This is a genomic window from Phyllobacterium sp. OV277, assembly GCF_900104355.1.
Lineage (GTDB): Bacteria > Pseudomonadota > Alphaproteobacteria > Rhizobiales > Rhizobiaceae > Phyllobacterium.
On the sequence record NZ_FNIY01000001.1, the window covers coordinates 617397 to 634433 of the forward strand.

Sequence of the window (17037 nt, forward strand, 5' to 3'; positions counted from 1 at the left end):
TGGCGGTTACACTACCAATCTCTCCAATATGGGTGCTTAGCATCGCATCAACCAATCCAAGGTGGTTCTTGCATCCTCACTCTCCCTCATGGTTGTTATATCGACCCACGAACCATCCTTGAAGCAAATCTATCGCGATTCCCAATCCTGCATGCGCCGCTGCCAGACTTTTTCACCGGACAGGCAGTCATAGTCTTTCTTGGTCTGCGCAAAGATAACCGGGAGTTTTTCCTGAGGCGACCATTCTGCATGTTCTATGCCGTCAGGCTTATCAGCGAGTTCCTGTACAAGCTTGCGGCGCACCGCTTCGGGGAACTGTTCCCATGAATTGACGGGAACCATGAAGGCGCCGCGACCGCCGATGACGCAGTTACCGTAATAGGTATCGAGATCGGAGACGACCCAATCCGAATAGAAGTCGCTCTGTGTCATCAATGGCAGACCATTGATGGTCACGCCCTTGGCAATCGCCTCCGCACGCGCTTCGATGACTGGCCTGCCATGATTATTGGCACCATCGCCGGAGACATCAATCACATGGCGCGAGGACCGAAAACCGTTATTGTCAAAAAGCGTCGCGCCAAAATCAATCGCTCCGGAAATCGATGTGCGGCTTTGGGTGGAAGGAATGGGCTGATCGAGGGCCACAGCCAGCCGTTCAGCCGATTCAGCGCTATCCACCAGCGTCCATGGCACGATGACGCGTTGCATGGATGACCCCGCCCACTCGACATAGGTAATTGCCACGCGGCCATGAACGCCTTCAAGAATGGCATCGATAACCTGACGGTGGCGCAAGGCGGCGATATAGCCATCGCGCTGAATCTTCTGCTCAAAGGGTTCCATGGAGCGGGATGCATCCACAGCCAGCACAAGCTCGACATCAACATCGACAGGGGCGGTCTGGGCGCATGCAGCAGAACTCGCCAGTGATGCCGCGAGTAAGAGAAAACCTCTGAAAGTTTTCCTGTGCGATGCCATAGGCAAGTGTAACGCAATCAGGCGCAATACAAAGCCCGATACGGCGCATTCACGCTCTATTGAACGGTTGTTCAAAAGAAATGGCGCCCCTGCGGACGCAATCCTCTCATTCAATCGCCATGCATCATCGTGGAAGTGGTAGTTGTTGCGTGCGCATTATTCACCCCCCGACCTTGATCGTTGTGGCTCAGAAAGTCCGAGACAGCCAGCACGCTTGGAAATCAATCGCATGGGATCATCTTCGGCCTCTTCGTATTCAAAAAGAAAAAGCATCCGGCCATAAAATGAAGTGCGGGCAGGCCACCGCTACGGACGATACGAAAGGTGTCGCGTAATTTGAGGCGAACCCTACCTCCGCACACATCATGTGCTGCATGAGCGACGTAAAGCCTGACGAACTTCTTATCGAGCCGGGACAGCGCAAAGAGGTGCGTGTTGATCTTGCATTTTAGTAGATAGCTCTCAATCTCGCCATCAGCCCAGACACCTACCTTCTCATTAAGCCATTCAAAGATCGGAAAATGGACAAACAATCGGTGATCAGTCACAGAGATGTCCTGGCCTTCCCGCTCCTGCCGGTAATAATAATAGCAGTCTGGAATGATCGACATGCGTTTCACGCGTGCAAGAACTTCGAACTGAAATGGAAGGTCATCAAAACGGCGAATGTGCTCCGGAAAGCTTATGCCATTATCGGATAAGAAAGCGCGTTTGTAGATGCGTCGCCAGATTGTCGGCTTTACCGCAAGAAATGTGCGAGGGTTCCATACGAGCCCACTCTTGCCGTCGACCGAGGAACCACCCGCAGCGGTAGGATAGGCTTCGAACCGTCCAGAATCCTCGAAGGCTTCTATATACCCACACTGTGAAACATCCGCCGCGTTGAGGACAGCGGACTGGTAGAGCTGCTCAAACATGTTCACGTCAACCCAATCATCTCCGTCTACGAACGCAACATACTCTCCGGTAGCGTGGGCAATCCCAGCATTGCGGGCGGATGCGCAACCACCATTCTGTTTGTGTATGACCTTGATACGTCCCGGATACTTTTCCGCCCATTCGTCGAGTCGAGCACCAGTGGCATCAGGCGATCCATCATCGACCGCAATGATTTCCATGGATTGGAGAGTCTGATCAGCGAGTGTTCCCATGCATCGGTCGATCCAAGGGAGTACCTTATATGCAGGGACGATCACTGAAACCTCATAAGTAGCCTTTGGACCATTGAAGCTGATCGGCGTCGAATGGCCGGATATTCGCCAGAAGAAGCTTTCAACCCGGCCGCGGCAACCGCGATAGACGACCATTGGATCAGCATCGTAAGGATCAAACTCGCCGGCGATGTGGCCAATCTCGAAACTCTCAATCAAGCGGGCGACCATGCCCCAATCGAATGCCGCCAAATCAACACGGACCATTCCTATCCTTCGTTCGGGGATGGCATGTGCCAGTTCGTCCGCAGACGAACAAAAGATAACTTGGCTCTGCCAGTCGAGCCCTTGAACCCGCGCAAGCGACGTCAAAATCTCCTGTCGCAACCCCTCATGAGGTTCAACAAGCACAATCTTCATTGTCGGGGAAGATGTCAGAAGGCGAACAATCTCAAGACCTGATCGCGCACCAAAAAACACCGTGACACTTTGAGGATCCTCTGATCGCACTTTAAGTCCGAAGAAGCTATTTTGGAGGCGCCAACGATCTTCATCTAAATATCTAGTGAGAAGGACACCATTGAGCCTCCTCGCCAACCGATGGAATTCCGTGTTTCTCAACATGTCTGTTTGCTCTATGATTTTTTATAAGCGATAGGAAATACTGTCGCAAAGAAGGTTCTGAACTTCGCCAACATCATTCTTTTTGCAACTGCTCTCGGCTTGTCACCGAACTGCCAGTCCAGCAACATTCTTAACGTTACGAACGGAGAAAACGATTGCCTGGACGCATGGCTAACAAGGAACGGGACGGAGTTTGTGCTGAACGCAGACAGAAGAATGCCCTCCCGTTCATCCACGACAGAGTTAATGCAATAGTTGACGACAGGCCTTGGAACTCTTTCACGAATTAACTGGCAGGCCATCGTGAAGAAACGCACCCTATCTTTATTAAGCGTATTCTTCCCACACCAATAGATCAGACGGGAGGCCATCGCCAGGATATGCGCCATTCCCTCTATATTTACTTGCCTCTTCTGCGCCGCGCGTAACGCCAATGTCACTGATTGGAGGATATCGAAGCGTCTGGCGCTCTTTTCGTCTGTAATCTTGCCGGCCCGGTTTACCCGATAGAAATAGCCCGTACTATCGAGTAGGAGCACCCTATGCGCAGCCCCAAGTGCATCAATATGGGTCGGGAAATCTTCTCCAATGGTCAGCCCAATTGGAAATGAGAGATTATTCTCCAAAGCAAATGAACGTTGCCAAAGACGGGTGTTGACGTTGGGTTCAAGCTGGAAAATGCGACAATCCCGGGCAGCGTTTACCGTTACACTGCTCTGCCCCGCCAATATCCAGTGCCAAAGCGGAGCATCATAAAAGTCGTGAGATTCTCCGGAGGCATTGTCAAAAACAACTGAACGGCAAATGGCAACTTCACACGCTCCGCGCTTGGCAATTTCTGCCAGTTTAAGATAGACGGCCACATCAAGGCGGTCATCGCTATCACAAAACCCAACAAACTCTCCGCGTGCTTTTTTGAGCCCAGCCATCCTGGCCGCAGACGGGCCAGCATTGGGTTGCCAAATATGAACCGATGGGAATTTGTGTGAACGCATCCAATTGTTAATCACGTCGGAACTGCGGTCTGTGCTGCCGTCATCAACAACGATTATCTCAATGTTTTGCGAATCCAGGCAGGCTATGGAATCGAGTGTTTCACGTAGGAATGCTTCCGTATTGAACACCGGCACAATGAACGAAATGAGCACTTCACCATCATCCAGTGCATCACGGGCGTCATAAATGATCTGGTCCGTCATCTTAAATTAACACAGCCTTTTCTGGAGTTTTCTATAAAGTATAGTTTAAATATCGTACAGCGAAGACGACCCGGTATTCTTCGCTCCGGGAACAGTCGTAGAAAATTTCACAAGATTAATATTTTCTGGCATCACAGCGAATTCTGTCAGAAAGTGCGTAGAGATAGAGTGGGGCCATATTCGCCAATGCCTTCGCCTCTTGACGCGCCAGTGCCCTTCTCTTGTTTTGAATGGGTTTTGCCTCTGAACCAACTCCGACGCATTGGCTAGAACTCTCCAAGCCTCCCCTTCAACCCGTCCCATATTGCTCTAAAGAGCATACGTAGAGACATCACGCTAAACTTCTTTCTCGATACCGCCCATATCGCTATTCCAGTAATTATTGCTAAAAAAATAGATAAAAACTTGAATTCGGAGTATTCACCAGAAAGAAATACCATATTTCTCACGTTATAGTAATGCTTCACACCAAACTGGCTATGCCGCATCCTTGATGCTTGAACACGCATATGATCTATCTGACTTGCCGGTACGAGCCAAATCCTCCATCCAAATTTCTTCAGACGCAGGGAATACTCAATGTCATCGTAGGAAACAAAAAACCTGATATCCGGCATTCCGATCTCGCGGACGGCATCAGTGAGGACAAGAAAACCAACAAACGACGCCGTATCTATCTCATGGGTAGCGACTACATAGTTTTCCGCCGATACAGGGGTTTCTATACCGAGAGCATGTGAGTATTTTCTGCGGTGCATCAGGGCCAGCGAACCAAACTCATAGACAGCGGGACACATTGCGCCAGTTTTTGCTGGTAACTGGCAATGGACTTCAAGCAGACACTCCAAGGCAGATGGATGCGGCACTGCATCGTCATCCAGCAACCAAATCCACTTTGGATTAAACGAGAGACCTGTCTCAAGGCCAAGAGCAAAACCGCCTGCCCCGCCATGATTTATCTCGCTACGGACAACATGGAACGTTGAGGATGACGGCGTGCCCGCAACCACCGGAATTGTACTGGCGTTATCTATCACCACAATATGGTCTGGCTTGAGGGTTTGCGATAACAGAGCAGCCACAACCTGTTTGAGTTCCTCGGAGCGATTATGGGTGACAACAACTGCGACAACGCCCATGCTATCCGGCGTCATGCGAGTGGGTCCACGACAAAGCTGGGCATGGCACCGCCGCTCTTTTGCATATCGAGAAAGCGTTCAGCTACTTCAAACGCTTCGGCAATCGTGACATGCATATCGAGATACCGATACGTCCCCAATCGGCCAACAAACGTGATTTTTTGTTCGGCGCGAGCCAACTCGACATATCGCGCGAATTGAGCCTTATCATTCACGAGACGGATAGGATAATAAGGGGTATCTGCCGCGCCGCATTGTCGACTGTGTTCTTTGTAAATAATCGTACTGTCGTGCGATTCCCATGGCGCAAAATGCTTGTGTTCGGATATACGCGTCCATGGCACATGCTGATCACAATAATTGATTACCGCGTTTCCTTGATAATCACCCCGGTGACGCTCGACTTCAAAATCCAGCGTTCGGTAACCCAAGCGCCCGTCGGCAAAATCGAACCAACTATCAATAGAGCCGCTATAGAAGAGGTGGTCATAGTCACCGGCCATCCCACGCTCGAAATTGGTGTTCAATTGAATATCGATGTTGGGATGGTCAAGAATTTTTCCAACAATAAAAGTATAACCGTGCTTGGGTATGCCCTGATACGCACTGGCATAATAATTGTCATCATAGTTGAAGCGCACCGGTAGGCGCTTCAGGATACTGGAGGGAAGTTCAGACGGGTGTAAGCCCCACTGCTTCTGTGTGTAGCCTTTAAAGAAAACTTCATACAGATCACGCCCAACAAAGCGTAAGGCCTGTTGTTCGAAGGTCAGCGGAACAACAATGGATTGATCACCTATTAAACCCATAAATTCGGCGGCTTCCTTGGGGGAAAGCGCCTTTCCAAAGAATGAATTGATGGTCATAAGATTAATCGGCAATGAGTATACTTTGTTGCCAACGAGAGCCTTAACTCGATTGACGAAAGGCATAAACTCATCAAATTTACGGATGTAATTCCATACTTTCTCATTGCTTGTATGGAAAATGTGCGGCCCATACACGTGAAGCATTATATTTGTCTCAGGATCGCGTTCCGAATGGCAATTACCCGCGACATGGCTTCGACTGTCGAATACGATAACTTTGTAACCTGCGTCCGCTAACTCACGTGCAATAACTGCGCCCGAAAAGCCTGCGCCCACGACGCCGACCTTACCCCTCACTTCGTCACCTTAAAATGCGGGGCTACCATTTGTGCCAACATCTCCGAAACCCTCAATCTGAGTGCCAAAAATCGATAGCATCCGCCCTCATCAAGCTTGATCTCAAATCTCCGATGACTTGAGGCTTGCAGAGCAAATGACTCGCTATTGGCAGTGCTGTCAGTTGACACGAAATGTCATGCTGGAGAAATCCGTAAACCTACGGATTTTGTCTCAATGTTACGGTCAAATAAAATCTGGAGTTGTCAGAAAAAAATAATTTATACTTTAACTTACATGTGGAAGTTACCGTATTATGAATCATTAATTTGAATAGACTCTCACCTTAAATGAACTGGACAACCACCCAAAAAAATGGCGCCCTTGCGGGCGCCATTTCTTATTCTTCGAAGTGGTAAGAGAAGTTTATGCGCGTAGACGCTCGTTCTCGGTATCAAAAGGTGCTTCCGGAATGACCGTTGCCTTGTGAGTCTTGCCAAGGATTTTGATCTCAAGCTGCGTGCCCAGTGCCGAATAGTCAGGCTTGACCATGGCAAGCGCGAGGCTCTTGCCCAGACGCCAGCCGTAACCACCATGGGTAGCACGGCCAATCAGCTGGCCATTGGCATAGATTGGCTCGCTGCCGCGCGCGTCGATATCGGAAACACCCGGTACATGGACCTCAAGCGTAACGAAATTCCACTTCAGGCCATCCTCGCGCGCCTTCACCACCGCATCACGGCCAATGAAATCACCCTTGTTGGGATGAACGAAACGGTCGAGGCCACTTTCGAAAGCATTGTACTCGATCGACAGTTCACGCGGGATCAGGCGATAGGACTTTTCGACGGCCATTGCTGTCATAGCGCGGATGCCAAATGGCTTGATGCCGAATTCCGCACCGGCTTCGAGCAGCAGATCATAAATAGTGTTCTGCTGTTCAATCGGGTGATGCAGTTCCCAGCCAAGTTCACCGACAAAGTTGACGCGCAGGGCATGGGCTGTGCCGGTGCCAACGCTGATTTCCTTACCCGACAGCCATGGGAAGGCTTCATTGGACAAGTCAGCCCGTGTGAGTTTCTGCAGCACTTCGCGGCTTTTGGGTCCGGCAACAACCAGCACGCCATACATCTGCGTGATTGGGCGCAGGGTTACCGAGCCATCAGATGGCAGCAGCTTGTAGAGATAGTCGTGATCATGGTTCTCATAGGCACCGGCGGAGACGAGATAGAACTTGCCGGGCGCCCATTCGTAAACCGTGAACTCGGAACGTACGCCGCCGTCCTTCGTCAGGAGATGGCAGAGTGCAATGCGGCCCTGCTTCTTGGGGATGCGGTTGGCCAGAATGGAATCGAGCCATTCACGCGCACCGGGACCAGCCACTTCAATCTTGGCAAAGGCAGACATGTCGAGAAGGCCAACATTGTTGGTGACGTTCTTGATCTCGTTGCCCACATGCTCAAAATAGTTGGAACGATGGAAGGACCAGATTTCCTTTACCTTGCCATCCGCATCCGGCTTTGGATGGTTGTGGTTCATGATCACATCCGGCTTGTCCAGCTTTGCAACGTCAAGGCCATAACCCTGCGGCGCGAACCAGTTGGCACGCTCCCAGCCATAGACAGTACCGAACACGGCACCGAGCGCCTTCTGGCGGTCATAGGATGGCGAACGCTTGAGCGGACGGGCGGCGCCGCGCTCTTCATCCGGATAGTGGACGGAGAACACCTCGGCATAGGCTTCCTCGTTCTTTTCCTTCAGATAGCCTTCGGTTGCGTAAGGACCGAAACGGCGCGGATCAACACCCATCATGTCAATGGATGGTTCGCCTTCGACAATCCATTCGGCCAGCTGCCAGCCAGCACCGCCAGCGGCGGTCACACCAAAGGAATGGCCTTCATTAAGCCAGAAATTCTTCAGGCGCGGCGCTGGACCGATGATGGGCGAACCATCCGGGGTATAGGCAATCGCGCCATTATAGACTTTTTTGATACCGACTTCGCCAAAGGCAGGAACACGGGCAATGGCCGTTTCGATATAGGGTTCGAGACGGTCAAGGTCTTCCTGAAACAGCTCGTACTCGCTGGCATCGGATGGCCCGTCCACATAGCAGACAGGTGCGCCCTTTTCATAAGGTCCGAGCAGCAGGCCGCCATTTTCCTCGCGCATATACCAGGATGAATCGCTTTCGCGCAGAACACCCATCTCCGGCAGGCCCTTGGCCTTACGCTCAAGAATGGCCGGATGCGGCTCGGTGACGATGTACTGGTGCTCAACCGGGATGACGGGCACATCGAGACCAACCATCTTGCCGGTTTTGCGGGCAAAGTTGCCGGTTGCCGAAACAACATGTTCAGCGGTGATCTCGCCCTTGTCGGTTTTCACAAGCCATTCGCCGGAAGGCAGCTGCTCGATACCGAGAACTGAGGTGTAGCGATAGATCGTGGCACCGCGATCACGCGCACCCTTGGCCAGAGCCTGTGTCAGATCAGCGGGCTGGATATAGCCATCTTCCGGATGCTGGATTGCACCGAGAATCCCGTCCATTTCGGCCAGCGGCCAGATTTCCTTGACCTGTTCTGGCGTCAACAGCTTGACCGGAACGCCGATGGTTTCAGCAACACCGGCATAATACATATATTCGTCCCAGCGATCCTTGGTACGGGCAAGACGAATATTGCTGCAATTGGTGAAGCCGACATTCATGCCGGTTTCTTCCTGCAGCTCCTGATAGAACTTGACCGAGTATTTGTGAATCTGGCCGACGGAATAGCTCATATTGAAAAGCGGCAGCAGACCAGCTGCATGCCAGGTGGAACCGGATGTCAGTTCCTTGCGCTCGATGAGCACCACATCGCTCCAGCCTTTCTTGGCCAGATGATAGAGTGTTGATACACCCACCACACCACCGCCGATGACAACTACACGCGCTTGGGTCTTCATTTCATTCTATCCTCTGATATCAATCGGTGGTTTGGCGGTGATCTGGCGACACGCACCAATTTTCTGCACTATGCCGTTCGTACTGTCCATTGCTAAGGCCTGTTTGCGACATGGCCAAAACACGCCGCGACGCGCGGCAAACTGTCAGCATTTTGCGTGAATTTCTGATCAAACTGCAGGAATGATTTAACGCAATATGGAGACTTCCCGCTATAGAAATGGTCTTTAAGCGTCGACCAGCCGGAAACGAACAATAATGTCAGATATCTCCAAGGACATGACCAGACCGGCCGTTGGGATATTCTCCCCGCTGGCGTTGCTTCTGCTGGTGCTGGCGGTGCTGGCACTGCTGCTTAGTCTACGGCTGGTTGTGCCGATCGGCCCGATGTACTGGGACACCTATATATATCTCGACGCAGCCCAGCGCCTGAAGATGGGGCAAATCCCGGCCGTGGATTTTCTGGCTCCCGTCGGAGCGCTCGACTACTACCAGTTCTACTGGCTGCAAAGGCTTTTCCCCAATGGCCAGCCTACCCTGCTTGCGCAGTGGTCCGCCCTTATTTTTGCCGCGCCCATCATGGCCGTTATTGTTTGGGACGTGGACAAGCGCAGCCGTGGCATCGCCTTCGCCCTGCTTATTCCCTTTCTGATTTTTGCGATCTGCCCCACCAACACGCAGAGCTTTCATTCCTATCCCGGCATCTCAGGCTTTGGCATCTATAACCGGCATACATCGCTGCTGCTCTATGTCCTGACCAGTGCGCTGATCTTCCTGCCAAATACCCGCAAGCTGGCTATCGTCGCTGCCTTGGCGATGCTGGCGCTGTTTTTCACCAAGATCACCGGCTTTCTTGCGGGCGGACTGATTGGCCTGTTCGCAATACTCAGCGGCCGTTTCAAATGGCGGCATGTATTGCTGGCTATGATTGTGGTGATTGTTGCACTGCTGATTTTCGAACTCAACCACCGCATGGTTTCGACCTATCTTGCCAGCATCATCGAACTTGTGGGCATGAACCAGGGCGTACTCCTGTCGCGTTTTCTGACTGTTTTTTCTACCAAGCTGGATGTCATTCTGGCCGCCGCTGCGCTCATCCTGTTTCTCTTCTGGATCAATCGCAGCAATGTGGCCGCCGTGCTCAAAAAGCTGGCAAGCCAGCCATCCACCAAGGCAGTGGCAACCGTTCTTGATCAGGACTTTCTATGGATCGGCGTAGTGCTGGTAGCGGGCATATTCTTGGAGACCCAGAACACTGGCAGTCAGGAGTTTATCTTCCTCTGGCCTGTCCTGCTGGCACTCATTGTCAAGTCGGCGACCTTGCCGGAAAGCCATCGCCTCATCGTCTACGTACTCGTTGCCTTCACGGCGATACCCACCTTGACCAAAGTGATGCACGAGAGCCTGCGCATGACAGCCGTTGCACCAACATACGTGGCAGCACCTGTCACGGACGTAAAATCAATGGGGCTCGTGTCGACGCGCAAAGACATATGGGAGCGCGTTGATCTCCTTGAGGCGCATTATGTGAAGAATGCTGCCACCTATCGCGAACTGGCGGAACAGGGGCAGCTGCCAAGCTGGCAGCTTTATTCGGAACTGGACTACCAGATGTTCTGGCTTGTCTCGGCGGATCGCGCCGTCAAGGCCATCAAGCAGTTCGAAGCCACGAACGGCGTACACCTGAACAGTCTGATGAATCTCGATTTCACCAATCCGTTCCCATGGATTCTCGATCGCGATGCAACGCGCCATATACAGATTGGTGCAGATCCGTTCCGCACCGTTGGCACCCTGACATCGGAAGAAGAAGCCGCGGTGCGCGCCACAGACGGCGTGTTGCGGCCAAGCTGTCCCATGACAACAGCGCGTTTGATGCTTTGGAAAGTCTACGAGAAAGCCCTTGATGACAGAACCGTGGTCAAGCTCAATGAGTGCTGGGATCTTTTGCTGCGTCCGGGCGTTGCCAGCACGAAATAAAAGGCCGGGACATCAGCCCGGCCCTCACACTCTTATTTCACCTGTGCTTTGACGAAATCCTTGACGATCCGCACGATGCCGCGCGAAAGCACCTCATCAAGCGCCGCGATAAACCGGTCGACATTTTCGTGCTGGCAGATCAATGGCGGCTCAAGGCGTACCACATTGCGGTTATATTCAGTGAAGGCCACCAGCACGCCATGATCGCGTAGCAGATGGCTACCGATAAAGCCCGGCAGTGATCCCTTGAGTTTGTCGTCGAGAATGGCGAGCACAGGCCGCAACACGACCGGCACTGTCTTGGAAAAATCGTGGAATTCGAGGCCGATCATCAGCCCCTGTCCGCGAACATCCTTGATCATGGCCGGATACTTGGCTTTGAGGCCTTCCAGCTGTTCCAGCAGATAATTTCCCGTCTCGGCTGCATTGTCGATCAGATGCTCGTCATAGAGAATATTGATCGCTTCAATGGCCGTCACACAGGCCTCGCCAATACCACCAAAGGTTGCCATGGCGTGGATCATCGCGGTCTTGGGTGTGCCATAGGCCTTCATATAGACCTCGCGCCGCGCAATCATCGCACCAACTGCAGCCTTGCCGCCACCCAATGATTTCGCCAGCGCCGTCACATCGGGCACGACACCCGCATGTTCGAACGCATAAAACCGACCGGAACGGCCAAAGCCGCACTGCACCTCATCGGCAATCCAGAGCACGCCATATTGATCACACAGCGCCCGAAGCTTTTGCCAATAGGCATTAGGCGCGCTGATGATGCCGCCGCCACCCTGAATGGTCTCAAGCACGATGACACCGATTTCCGGGTCAGAGCGAAACACATTCTCAACCGCATCAATATCGCCGAAGGGAATACGGACGGTATTGTCGACAAGCTTGAAATCACCGCGATAAAGCTGGCCATCGGTGATCGACAAAACACCCTTGGTCTTGCCGTGGAACGAGTTTTCGGCATAGACGATCTTGGGTTTCTTTGGCCCTGCCGCCCGCTCCGCTACCTTGATTGCCGCTTCCATGGCCTCAGACCCGGATGAGCCGAGAAACACCATGTCGAGATCACCGGGCGAACAGGCCGCAAGATTATGGGCCAGCGCGCTCGCATATTGCGACATGAAGGCAATGGCGATTTCCTGACGCCGCTCGTCCTGAAACTGCTTGCGCGCAGCTACAATGCGCGGATGGTTATGGCCAAAGGCCAGTGATCCGAATCCGCCGAAAAAGTCGAGAATGGCCCGGCCGTTCTGATCGTAATAATACATGCCTTCCGCATGCTCGATCTTGATCTTGTGGAAGCCCAGAAGCTTCATGAAATGCAGCTGGCCGGGATTGAGATGTTTGGTGAAAAGCTCCGTCATGCGCGGCAGCGTCATCACCTTGGCGTCTTCAACGGTCAGCAGATCCGGCCTTTTGATCGGCTCGATCACATCAGGGGTGTCCTTTGGCAGTGTTGTCAGCTTGTTCATCGATAATCCCCGTTATTGCGCCGTTATCGACGATGGTTGTCCGGCAACCTTGCCATCCTTGTTGTTGCGGTATTCGCGGTAAGCCGCAATCAGCATGTCCTCATCCCGGTATTGCGGCACCCAGCCCAGTTGCCGCTCGGCCTTCGAGACATCCAGCACGCACATCTCGTCAGCAATCAGATATTGTTCCGGGTCCATGATCGGCATGTTCAGCCAGTCAAATGCATCCAGTGTTTTCTTGACTGCCCAAGCGGGCGTCGGCAGCAGCAGTGATTTCGAATTGGCGAATTTAACCAGATCCCCCAGCAGCTTGCGCACCGGCGGCGGGTTAAGCGAACCGAGATTATAGGCTTCGTTGGGCACACCGGCTTTCCACGCCGCGCGTGCAGCCTCAGCGCAATCGAACACCGAAATGAACTGATAGGGGTTCTTGCCCGAACCAATCATCGGAACGGGTAGATTATAATCGATCAGCTTGAACAGCTTTTCGAGAATGCCGAGCCGTCCGGGCCCGATGATCAAACGCGGGCGAAACAGCGAGATATCCATGCCCCGCGTCCGCCATTCAGCGGCCAGTTCCTCGGTTTTAAGTTTTGACCATCCATACTCACCCAGCGGCGCCGCCGGATGGTCTTCGGTCTGTGGCCAGACATAGGTGTGGCCGTAAATCATGTCCGTGGTGTAGTGGACAAGCTTCTTCGCGCCTGCCTTGTCCATCGCCTTGATGATGTTCTCCGTGCCGAAATAATTGACCGGAAAGAAGAAATCGTGGCGTTTGGCGCGCACTTGCAGGGGCGACAGCATCTTGGCCGAAAGATTGAAAACCATATCGTCAGCCTTGATGCCAACGGCAGCAATCGCCTGTGGATCGGTCACATCGCACTGGATAAAGGCAACATTGGCATAATGCGGCTGATCGCTCTTGACGATATCCGCAACGATAACCTCTTCACCATCGGCAATCAGTTTGGGTGCGAGATGGCGTCCGACAAATCCGTCGCCGCCGAAAATAACATGTCTCATGGCTCTGCTCACTCAGGACGACGTTGTGGGGGCTGGCGGCGTCTGTTCACCCGGCTCAGCGCCGCTGTGACGGCCGCTCTGCGCAATGAAAATCGTGCCCAGCATAATAAGCGCAATTCCGGCAATCTTGTAGGCGCCCAGTTCCTCCTTGAAGACAGCCCAGGCAAACAGCGCAACCGCCACATAGGCAAGGCTCAGAAAGGGATATGCGAAGGAAAGGTCCACCTTGGAAAGCACGTAGAGGTGCGAGGCCATCGAAATGACGAAGGTGAAAAGCCCGGCAAACACCCATGGGTTGAACACGATCTGGAACACGCGCTGGATAAAGCTGTCTGCGCTGAAACTGATCGGCCCGAGCGTGATCATCCCATATTTCAGCATGACCTGCGCCGCCGCATTGGTCATGACTGTAAAGAGTATGAACGGAATATATTTTGTCATGCCAAGATTACCCCCACCTGCTGCCCCCAAATAACAACCTTACGTTGAAAAGACTCGAAGGCCATTGTTAAAAATTGAACTATCTGTCGCTTTATTCTTGGGCCGACAGAGCCGTTCGTGCCCAGAAATTCGAATTGAACATCGGGTCCCGCCATTTCTCCAGCTGCTTCCATTGCGGAAACCCTGCCTTGAAGACAGCCGCACTCATACGCTGATCCTTATACGGATTGACCCGGCCGCCTGCTTCGATTGTCATGCGGTCAAGCTGCTCCAGCAGTGCCAGCGTTTTCTGGCCGCGATTGGGAAAATCCAGAGTGAGCGTGTAACCGGCACGCGGAAATGACAACAGACCCGGTGAGGCGATGGCACCAAAACGCTTGAGAACCGTCAAAAATGAGTTTTGCCCGGCCTGCCGCGTCAACTCCAGCATAAGAGCGATCGTCTCGCGGGCACTGGCTTCAGGGATGACACTCTGGTGCTGATAAAGTCCAGCCCGGCCATAAAGGCGGTTCCAGTTCTTCACCTGATCGAGCGGATAAAAGAAAGGCGAATAGCCCGTCAGTCCCGTATCCGTTTTGCTGCCCTTGCGATGATAATACGCTGTATTGAACAGCTTCAGGCTTGGAAAATTGAGCGCCGAAACCGGCAGATCAACAGGCACGCCAAATCTGGTTCTGCCCGCGCTGATGTCGAAATTGCCATTATCCGCATGGTTTCCGGTCAGGAGAATGCCGCGTCCGCTGCTCAACTGATCCACCCATGCGACGACATATTCGTTTTCTTCATCCGCCTTTGGGGCGAGATCGAAATAGGCGTCCAGATTTTTGAAGCGGGTGACGCGCTCCTCAATATCAAGCGAACTGACCCGCATGAGCCGGATGGAGGCCGTCTGGATAATGCCGGTCAGGCCAAGCCCGCTTATGGTGGCGTTGAACAGATCAGTATTTTCCAAGGCCGAGCAATTGGCGACTGTCCCGTCGGAGCGCAGAAGATCAAAGCTCTCGACATGGCAACCAAATGTACCGCGCCGATGATGGTTCTTGCCATGCACATCATTGGCGATAACGCCGCCCAGCGTGACAAACCGGGTACCGGGCGTAACAGGCAGGAAATAGCCTTCGGGCGCGGCGATGGCGATGATATCCGCAAGCAGCATTCCCGCTTCCGCATGCAGCACACCTGTCGCTGCGTCGAAGGCGATGAGTTGATTGTTGGGACGCATGTCAACCAACAGGCCCGCATCATTATGGCAACTGTCGCCATAGGATTTGCCATTGCCGAACGGCAGGTAGGAACCGGGCAGTGAAACATCGAAAGCCTGCCGCGCCTCCTCCAGCGAAATGGCGGAGCGGCGATGCCTGTCTATCCGGCCAAAGCTTTCATAGTCGTGCGTCATGCCCTTGCGCCGCCGTAGAGCAGCAAGGCCGCGCCGATTGCGATCATCACCTGGCTGCGCCAATCGGAAATAATAAAGACAACCGGGTCCTCATGCATCTCGCCGCGATGCGCCAGAATCCAGATGCGGATATTGAGGTAGAGAACGATGGGGCACAGCGGCCAGATCATCCACGGATAGGAATAGAGCCGGACCACGGAATCGCTGTCCACATAAAGCGCGAGAACCGTAGCAGCTGCAAAAGCGGATGCGACACCGCATTGCGCAACAACCTCGCGATCACTCTGCCGGTAACCCCTGCCCGCAATCCGATCTTTTTCGAGAAGTGTCGTGCTTTGCAATTCCACATAGCGTTTGACCAAAGCCAGCGAGAGAAAGAAGAACGACGAGAACGCCAGAAGCCAGAATGATCCCGCAATGTTCGTGGCAGCAGCACCGGCGAGCACACGCAGTGTATAAAGTCCTGCCAGCATCAGGACATCAATCAGCAGCATACGCTTGAGCGAAAGCGAATAGGCCGTTGTGGCGATGATATAGACACCCAGCACGACACTGAATGCCCACGGCAATTGCATTGCCAGAAAACCGGCGATGACGAGCAGCAGGAACGCAATCCTCAGACCGAACGGGATGGAAAAGACCCCGCTGGCAAAGGGGCGGCTCCTTTTTCGGGCGTGCTGGCGATCCAGCGGCAGATCAAAGAGATCATTGAGGATGTAAATCGCCGAAGCCGCCGCAGAAAACGCCACAAATGCGATCAGCGCAGCGCTCAATGTCACCCAATTCGTGATTTCATGATCGAGTGTAGGCGGCACGAAGATAAGCGTGTTCTTCATCCATTGATGCACCCGCAACATTCGGAAGAACGTCCGCCAGCTGGTCTTTGGCGCTTCAAACATTTTTACGGAATGCGCATGCTGCCATTTGGCTGCGGCCCGGTCCGGTGCAACCACAATGGCCTCGCTTGCGGCCTCGAAGACGGGGATGTCAGCCCTGCTATTGCCCGCATAGGCAAAGCTTCTTCCGTCAAAGGTTTTCAGCAGAAACTCGGTTTTCAGCTTCGATGTCAGATTTCGCGTCTCATCCGTGGCATAAACCGCATCGAAAAGACCGATATGCGCAGCGATTGGCTCGGCAAATTGCCGGGCGGCACCGGTGGCCAGAACAATGCGCCGGCCCTTGCTGTGCTCTTCCCGCAAAAATTCGAGAAAATCCTGCCTATAGGGAAGAAGAGCGGGATTGATACAGACACGTTGCGATATCTGATGCTTCAGATTGCCTTTTCCCTTTAACGCCCAGAAAGGCAGAACAAAGAGATAAAGCATATTCTTCTTGAGCAGCTGAAAAATACTTTCCCATAGAAGGTCAGTGGCAATCAAAGTGCCATCAAGATCGACAACGAGATCCACAAACTGCTTGCTTGACTGCACGCTCACCGACACATCCCCACGCGATATTCCCCATGCGACGACCTATCGGCAAACTAGAAATGAAGAGTGAACTGCCCAAGTAAAATGAAAAAATACGAGTAAAAAC

General features: G+C 52.9%; 12 protein-coding genes. 1 reads left to right on the plus strand and 11 read right to left on the minus strand.

The genetic code is table 11. The features are described from left to right. Positions 1 to 129 precede the first annotated feature (129 nt). The 6 genes from BLU05_RS03115 to BLU05_RS03140 form a co-directional block, all read right to left on the minus strand. A complete protein-coding gene (locus tag BLU05_RS03115) occupies positions 130 to 1056 on the minus strand; it encodes a DUF1194 domain-containing protein (protein ID WP_244518127.1) in 927 nt (308 codons plus the stop codon). A 146-nt stretch (positions 1057 to 1202) separates the two neighbouring features. Then, the gene (locus BLU05_RS03120; protein WP_091877743.1) at positions 1203 to 2756 is read right to left on the minus strand and encodes a glycosyltransferase; all 1554 of its coding nucleotides are present in this window, start codon (positions 2754 to 2756) and stop codon (positions 1203 to 1205) included. An 11-nt stretch (positions 2757 to 2767) separates the two neighbouring features. Continuing rightward, complete coding sequence (locus BLU05_RS03125; protein WP_091877744.1) at positions 2768 to 3955, minus strand: glycosyltransferase family 2 protein; 1188 nt, start codon at positions 3953 to 3955, stop codon at positions 2768 to 2770. A gap of 266 nt (positions 3956 to 4221) precedes the next feature. Next, positions 4222 to 5109 carry a glycosyltransferase gene (locus BLU05_RS03130; RefSeq protein ID WP_091877745.1) on the minus strand — a complete coding sequence of 296 codons (888 nt, stop codon included), beginning with the start codon at positions 5107 to 5109 and terminating at the stop codon, positions 4222 to 4224. Beyond that, on the minus strand, positions 5106 to 6260 hold the full coding sequence (gene glf / locus BLU05_RS03135; RefSeq protein WP_210184587.1) for a UDP-galactopyranose mutase: 1155 nt from the start codon (positions 6258 to 6260) through the stop codon (positions 5106 to 5108). Before glf ends, BLU05_RS03130 begins: the two co-directional genes overlap by 4 nt. A 405-nt stretch (positions 6261 to 6665) precedes the next feature. Beyond that, positions 6666 to 9182 carry a GcvT family protein gene (locus BLU05_RS03140; protein WP_091877747.1) on the minus strand — a complete coding sequence of 839 codons (2517 nt, stop codon included), beginning with the start codon at positions 9180 to 9182 and terminating at the stop codon, positions 6666 to 6668. 256 nt (positions 9183 to 9438) lie between these two features. On the opposite strand from BLU05_RS03140, the gene BLU05_RS03145 reads away from it, so the two are divergent. Next, positions 9439 to 11160 carry a hypothetical protein gene (locus BLU05_RS03145; RefSeq protein ID WP_091877748.1) on the plus strand — a complete coding sequence of 574 codons (1722 nt, stop codon included), beginning with the start codon at positions 9439 to 9441 and terminating at the stop codon, positions 11158 to 11160. Between the two features lie 32 nt (positions 11161 to 11192). Here BLU05_RS03145 and BLU05_RS03150 read toward each other — a convergent pair whose 3' ends face one another. The 5 genes from BLU05_RS03150 to BLU05_RS03170 form a co-directional block, all read right to left on the minus strand. Further along, positions 11193 to 12548, minus strand: coding sequence for an aspartate aminotransferase family protein (locus BLU05_RS03150; protein WP_244518187.1), 1356 nt, complete (start codon positions 12546 to 12548; stop codon positions 11193 to 11195). Between the two features lie 105 nt (positions 12549 to 12653). Then, positions 12654 to 13664 (minus strand): NAD-dependent epimerase/dehydratase family protein, encoded by a 1011-nt coding sequence (locus tag BLU05_RS03155; protein ID WP_091877750.1) that lies wholly within the window; start codon positions 13662 to 13664, stop codon positions 12654 to 12656. 12 nt (positions 13665 to 13676) lie between these two features. Continuing rightward, complete coding sequence (locus BLU05_RS03160) at positions 13677 to 14105, minus strand: EamA family transporter (protein WP_091877751.1); 429 nt, start codon at positions 14103 to 14105, stop codon at positions 13677 to 13679. Between the two features lie 91 nt (positions 14106 to 14196). Beyond that, positions 14197 to 15501, minus strand: a complete 1305-nt coding sequence (locus BLU05_RS03165) for an FAD-binding oxidoreductase (RefSeq protein WP_091877752.1) — start codon at positions 15499 to 15501, stop codon at positions 14197 to 14199. After that, on the minus strand, positions 15498 to 16937 hold the full coding sequence (locus tag BLU05_RS03170; protein ID WP_091878460.1) for a UbiA family prenyltransferase: 1440 nt from the start codon (positions 16935 to 16937) through the stop codon (positions 15498 to 15500). Before BLU05_RS03170 ends, BLU05_RS03165 begins: the two co-directional genes overlap by 4 nt. Between the last annotated feature and the right edge of the window lie 100 nt (positions 16938 to 17037).